The sequence below is a fragment of the Flavobacterium bizetiae genome (assembly GCF_902804475.1).
Taxonomy (GTDB): Bacteria; Bacteroidota; Bacteroidia; order Flavobacteriales; family Flavobacteriaceae; genus Flavobacterium; species Flavobacterium bizetiae.
Genome location: NZ_CADCSU010000179.1, coordinates 22,222 through 28,996, shown reverse-complemented (window position 1 = coordinate 28,996; position 6,775 = coordinate 22,222). Strand labels below are relative to the sequence as shown.

Annotated in this window: 5 protein-coding genes; 1 reads left to right on the top strand and 4 read right to left on the bottom strand. The window is 33.8% G+C overall.

Going from position 1 to position 6,775, the window contains the following annotated elements; all coding sequences use genetic code 11:
• Nucleotides 1-1,708 (top strand): MutS-related protein (locus FLACOL7796_RS22405; RefSeq protein WP_173973003.1); only part of this gene is annotated, 1,708 nt, incomplete at its 5' end.
• 363 nt (nt 1,709-2,071) lie between these two features.
• Here FLACOL7796_RS22405 and FLACOL7796_RS22400 read toward each other — a convergent pair.
• The 4 genes from FLACOL7796_RS22400 to gldF form a co-directional block, all read right to left on the bottom strand.
• On the bottom strand, nt 2,072-2,704 hold the full coding sequence (locus FLACOL7796_RS22400; protein WP_173973002.1) for a DsbA family oxidoreductase: 633 nt from the start codon (nt 2,702-2,704) through the stop codon (nt 2,072-2,074).
• Nucleotides 2,705-3,118: 414 nt separating this feature from the next.
• Nucleotides 3,119-4,237: a DNA polymerase III subunit beta gene (gene dnaN, locus FLACOL7796_RS22395; protein ID WP_065448533.1), complete on the bottom strand. Its 1,119-nt coding sequence runs from the start codon at nt 4,235-4,237 to the stop codon at nt 3,119-3,121.
• A gap of 106 nt (nt 4,238-4,343) precedes the next feature.
• Nucleotides 4,344-6,029 carry a gliding motility-associated ABC transporter substrate-binding protein GldG gene (gldG, locus tag FLACOL7796_RS22390; RefSeq protein WP_173973001.1) on the bottom strand — a complete coding sequence of 562 codons (1,686 nt, stop codon included), beginning with the start codon at nt 6,027-6,029 and terminating at the stop codon, nt 4,344-4,346.
• Nucleotides 6,029-6,754, bottom strand: coding sequence for a gliding motility-associated ABC transporter permease subunit GldF (gene gldF, locus FLACOL7796_RS22385; protein ID WP_173973000.1), 726 nt, complete (start codon nt 6,752-6,754; stop codon nt 6,029-6,031). Before gldF ends, gldG begins: the two co-directional genes overlap by 1 nt.
• Between the last annotated feature and the right edge of the window lie 21 nt (nt 6,755-6,775).

The following is a 6,775-nucleotide window of genomic DNA, read 5'->3' as shown; positions in this document are numbered from 1 at the left end:
CAATAGCATAAGTATTCTGCGACTTTTAAGTATTTTTCTTTGTTTATTCTTACTGTTTAATTACATAAAAACAAACGAAATTCTTTACGCAGCATTTGCCTTTCTGTCTTTTGTTGGTTTTCTTTTTTTAATGAGAATCCATTCAAAATTGTCGTTTCAAAAAGAACTTACCAAAGCCATTTTAAAACTCAATCAAAACGAAATTAACTATCTAAAAAGAGATAAAATTCCTTTTGAAAACGGAGTAGAATTTAATGATTTTCATCATCCATATGCTTACGATTTAGATATTTTCGGAGAACATTCATTGTTTCAGAACATCAACAGAACCGCAACTTTTATCGGAAAAAAAACATTAGCCAATCAGTTACTAAACCTTTCTCCAAACGAAACTATTCTCGGAAATCACGAAGCAATAAACGAACTAAAAACTAAAATCGACTGGCGTCAGGATTTCCTGGCTCTTGCCATGATCAGCAACGATTCGAAAGAATCATACGATTCGTTATTGTATTGGAATTCATTTAAAAATAATTCCCTACCTAAAGTTTTAGTTGCACTATCAATTATTCTCCCAACCCTGTTTTTAGGATTTTTGACAGCCTATTTTATTACATCAAAAATAATCCTGTTATCGTATCTCTCTTATATTTTTATTGCAAATCTCATCGTGATGGGACGTTCTTTTAAACGAATTCAGTCTGAAATTGCAAAAGCAGATAACGTCGATAAAATCATCAAACAATACAGCTTGTTGGTTGAGAAAATCGAAACCGAAACCTTTCAGTCGAAGAAATTAATCGACCTGCAAAAACAGCTTATTTTTAAAAATGCTACCGCAACCAAACACTTAAAAGATTTATCAGAGTTGTTTTCCAGAATGGATACAATCAATAATCTGGTAACCGCTATTGTGTTCAACGGAGCTTTTTTATTCAATCTACACGTTTTAAAAGCGCTTTTAAAATGGAAAGACAATTATTCTACCGAACTTGAAAAATGGATCGCGATTATTGGGGAATTTGAAGCCTTGAATAGTTTGGCAAATCTTGCCTATAATAATCCTGATTTTGTTTTCCCTGAGATCAATTCAGAATACAAAATCGGATTTTCAGATCTAAGCCATCCTTTGCTAAATCCTGCGACAAGAGTAGGGAATGACACTCATTTTTATCCTGAATCGTTTATGATTTTAACAGGTTCGAATATGTCAGGAAAAAGTACTTTTTTAAGAAGTTTAGGAATCAATATGGTACTTGGCGGAATAGGGTCAGTTGTTTGTGCCTCAAAAGCAAACATTCATCCACTTCCAGTATTAGTTTCAATGCGATTGTCTGATTCCTTAGCCGATAGCGAATCGTATTTCTTTGCTGAAATTAAGCGTTTAAAACAAATTATGGACGCTCTGGACAATCAGCCTGCCTTTGTTTTATTAGACGAGATTTTAAGAGGAACAAACTCTGACGACAAACGTAACGGAACAATCGAAGTAGTTAAAAAAATCATTGCTAAAAAAGCCATTGGCGCCATTGCGACCCACGATATCGAAGTATGTTTAACCACAAACGAATATCCGGGTATTTTAACCAATCAATGTTTTGAAGTAGAGATTCAAAACAACGAACTCCATTTCGATTACAAACTCCGCAGTGGAATTTGTAAAAATAAAAGCGCCACTTTCTTAATGCAAAAAATGGGAGTTATTTAGGATTGTAGATTTTAGAGTTCAGATTTTAGATTTTCTAATTTGGAGTTTGGAATTTTCTAATTTTGAAATTTAATTTTTGAATCAGGAGCTATTTCCTGCTATCTGTTACAATCTTTTGTGCCGAACCCCGGCACAAAAGGATTTCCACTTCTATCAGGGCTAAGGCATTCGTTTTCATTTAGAAGAAACTATTCTACGATTATGAACACGATTTATTAGCTTGTCACTCTCAGCGAAGTCGAAGAGCGTTCCAATTTTTCGTTCAATTTGTCATCCTGACGAAGGAAGGATCACACTAGGAACTCCGCAATCTTTATCGAATTACGAGTATGATCCTTCCTTCGTCAGGATGACAAAATTATGTTATTCTTTCAACCCTTCCTTAATAGTATTCACAAAAGCCTCAACTGGCTGTGCGCCAGAAACTGCATATTTCCTGTCAAAAACAAAAAACGGAACTCCTTGCACACCAATTTGATTCGCTTCATGAATATCAGAATGAACGTCATCTAAATAAAGATTTTCATTCTCGATAACTTCTTTCACTTCATTAGAATCTAAACCAGCTTTAACCGCTAATTCAGTTAAAGTTTCAGGATCATTTAAATCTCTTCCTTCATTAAAATAAGCTTTAAAGAAGATTTCCTCCATTGCATCGCCTAATTTTTTGGTTTTAGCCAATTGTATAATACGATGCGAGGTTAAAGAATTTGAAATAACAGCTTTATCAAAGTGATAGTCTAAACCAACGCTTTTTGCGCGTTCTGTGACACCTTTATGCATTTCTATTGATTGCTCAACAGAAATACCTTTTCGTTCCGCTAAAAACGTAAAAACGTCTTTACCTGACTGAGGCGTAATAGTAGGGTCAAGTTGAAAACTTTTCCACTCAATTTCAAATTCATCACTTGGAAATTCAGCTAAAGCAGTTTCCAGTTGTCTTTTTCCGATATAACAAAACGGACACATGATGTCCGACCAAATTTCTATTTTCATATTACAAAGTTAAGGAAAAGTTTGTTTCAGGTTTGTATTTGTTTCAGGTTTCAAGTTTGCCCGTATTGTGTTTTTTTACCGCAAAGCTCGCTAAGGTTTTTCGCAAAGTTCGCAAAGCTTTTACACAAAGCTTTGCGAACTTTGCGTTTGTAAACGCAAACTAAGTCAAAAAAACCTTGCGCACTTTGCGGTAAAAAAAAATCAGTCCAATCTGTAATCACATTTCAACATAAAACTTTCAACCTAAAACCTGAAACAAAAAAATACCCCAAATAAAAAACCGCAAATCTTAAAAAAAGAATTGCGGTTTCTAGGTATAAAAAATGGTTGGTTAATAGCGATATTTTTTTTTACAATGATATGTCTTTAATTCGAAACTAAAAAAAATCCCTGTAACAAAAAGAAGTTTTGATGTTAACTATTTAACATTACAGGCATTACCAACATTGTAACAGTTTCCCCTTCTTCTAAACCATCTACTGGCGTTAAAATCCCGGCTCTGTTAGGTAATGACATTTCTAGCATAATCATATCCGATTGTAAGTTGGTCAACATCTCTGTTAAGAAACGAGAGTTAAAACCAATTTGAAGATCATCTCCTTGGTAATCACAAGTCAATCTTTCTTCAGCTTTGTTTGAGTAATCGATATCTTCTGCGGAAACGTTTAATTCAGCTCCTGCAATTTTTAAACGAATCTGGTGTGTAGTTTTGTTAGAGAAAATCGCCACACGTTTTACTGAGCTTAAAAATAAAGAACGATCGATCATTAACTTGTTCGGATTCTCTTTAGGAATTACGGCTTCGTAATTAGGGTATTTTCCGTCGATCAAACGACACATTAAGATATAATTGTCAAATGAGAAAGTCGCATTCGAATCATTGTATTCAATTTTTACTTCAGCATCAGAACTTCCTAAAATACTTTTTAAAATATTCAAAGGTTTCTTTGGCATAATAAAATCAGCAACCTGAGATGCTTTTACATCTGTACGGGCATATTTTACTAATTTGTGAGCATCTGTAGCAACAAAAGTCAAACCTTCAGGAGAGAACTGAAAGAAAACTCCAGACATAACCGGACGTAAATCGTCATTTCCGGCAGCAAAAATAGTTTTACTTACAGCAGTTGCCAAAACATCTGCAGGAACTAAAGTTACAGAAGGATCTTCAAGATTTACTGATTTAGGAAATTCTTCTCCTGCTGCATACGCTAAAGCATATTTACCAGAATTCGAACTAATCTCAACCGTATTGTTTTCTTCAACCGTAAACGTTAAAGGCTGTTCAGGAAACGTTTTTAAAATTTCAAGCAAAAGTTTTGCTGGTACAGCAACACTTCCTTTACTTGTAGAATCGATTGATAATGTAGCAGACATAGTAGTTTCAAGATCCGAAGCCGAAACTGTCAACTCATTATTGTCTAGTTCAAATAAAAAGTTATCTAAAATAGGCAACGTATTGTTACTATTGATTACACTACCTAAAACTTGTAATTGTTTTAATAAGTACGAACTCGATACTATAAATTTCATCTCTTTTGTTTTATTTTTTGTTGTATTTCTCAGCATTTAGACGCTAAAGATACGGATTACAAATATATCGTAAACAATCTTAGTTTCGCAATTTTTTTATTAACATCTATTTGCTGTATTTTCTTTTTCGGATGTAAGTAAAAGCCAATCCAAAAACTAATAATATTAGAATTGGAAGTCCGATAGTTATGAATTGAGTCAGGCTGTAATTGTTGTAAACTTTCTCTCTGTCTAATAAAGGTAAGCTGACATCTTTGCTTCTAATGTTAATAAGTCCGGTATCATCCAACAAATAATTGATGCAATTCATCATAAAATCTTTATTATCGTATAAGTTACCTGTACGCTGATCGTAACCTAATTCTACAGGCATCATATTTTTGTCTAATTGATTTCTGGCCAAATCACCATCTGCAATTACAATCATCTTGTTTGGCTTTCCTTTTGCAATAAAAGAACTTTCTTTAAAAGGCAAAACACGATTCTCAAAAGCCGAATGGAAAGAGCCTTCTAATAAAACAGAAAGAGGGATGTTTCCTTTATTGATATAATCCTGAGGCGAAGTTTTCTCGGTTACGCTATTTAAATTTATTTCGGTTGGAGTTCCAACTACTTTCGAATATTGAGACGATTGCAATAAAACTGTTTTTTTAATTCCGTTTTTCAAAGTATCAATCGGACTTGCAAAATCAAATTTAATTTCACCTAAATTCTTCACAATAGGATTATTGCTTGTTGGCACTACAACAGGGGCAAACTTCCAGATAAATTCCTGGTATTGTGTTGCGCTTCCTTGTTCTCCCGTAGCTAATTTTAATTTGCTTCCACGTTCGTCTTTTACCAGATCAGGATTAATTCTGAATCCGTATTTAAAGAACATATCATTCAGGTTTAAATCTCTCGGATACGCTAATGTCGCTCCTGATTGATTGTACAAGCTATCCATATCTGCCGCAACCTGATCGATTAACCATAAGGTTTTTCCACCGTTCATGATAAACTGATCCAGAACTTGTTTTTCTTCATCAGAAAAAGTTTGTGTTGGCTTTGAAATAATCGCTAAATCGTATTTCTTTAATGCATCTAAAGTTCCTGTTGGATTTTTGGCTACAGAATCTAACGTAAAAGGCCCAATGTAATAGCTTTCGCGAATTTGCATTAACATTTTAGCGATATGCACTTCGTTTAATTCTCCGTTTCCTTTTATAATAGCAACTTTTCTTTGTCTGTCTTTGCTGATTTTATTGATAGCATCTGCAATAGAATATTCTAAATGCTGGATTGATCCGATAACTTTTTGTGTAGTCGAAGCGCCCATTATATTTTTCAATAAAGGAATATTAACTTCTTTATTATTGTAAACCGCAATTGCCCACGGGAAAACCATTGCCTGAGATTGTTTTCCTTTATCGTCAACAGTAATGTTTATAGGAGTAAGTCCTTTTTGATACAGAGATTTTATAACATCCATATTGTCTTCTCCGTTTTCTAGCGGATTCACGAATTCAAAAACAATATTACGGTTATAGGCCTGAAATTCTTCAAGTAATTGTCTGGTTTCCTGTTGCAGGCGTTTAAAATCTGCCGGCAAATCGCCTTGCATGTAAATCTTGATCGATAACGGATTTTTAACCTGTGTTATAATCTGCAAAGAAGTTTCGGATAAAGTATATCGTTTGTCTTTGGTTAAATCAAATCGGTGGAAAAATAAACTTCCTAGAACATTTAAAACGATTAAAACAAAAACGGTTATACCTAACGTTTTGATATTTTGTTGAGTAGATGCTTTCATTACGCTTTAAAAGATTTTAATTGATAAACGGTAATAGACAGGAATAATACTGTAATGCTTAAAAAATAAATAACATCACGAGTATCAATTACACCCCGACTCATACTTTTAAAGTGATCCTGCATACCCAAAGCCGAAATAATAGTAGAAGATCCCGGAATTAATGTTGCCAAACCTGCGAATCCGAAATAAAAGATAAAACATAGAAAAACCGCGATGATAAAAGCGACAATCTGATTTTCGGACAGGGTAGAAGTGAAAATTCCAATTGCTGAATAAGCCGCAATAAGAAATAATAACCCAAAATAAGAACCAATTGTACTTCCCATATCGATGTTTCCTTCAGGAGAACCCAAATTAGAAATTACCTTTACGTATATAAATGTTGGAATAATAGCCAAAATAATCAATAAGAGGGAACCGAAGAATTTTCCGTTTACAATTTCCCAAACCGATAATGGTTTGGTTAAAAGCAATTCTAATGTTCCTTGCTTTTTTTCGTCAGAGAAACTTCTCATTGTAACAGCAGGAATCAGGAAAATTAAAATCCATGGTGCTAATGTAAAAAACGGAGTCAGATCTGCGTAACCGGAATTTAGTATATTATAATCTCCTTCGAACACCCATAAAAATAGTCCGTTGCTAATTAAGAAAATAGCAATGACCAAATAGCCAATAGGAGAACCAAAAAAGGATTTTATTTCTCGTAAAATGATTGATTTCATGTGTAACGTTTATTCGTTTAA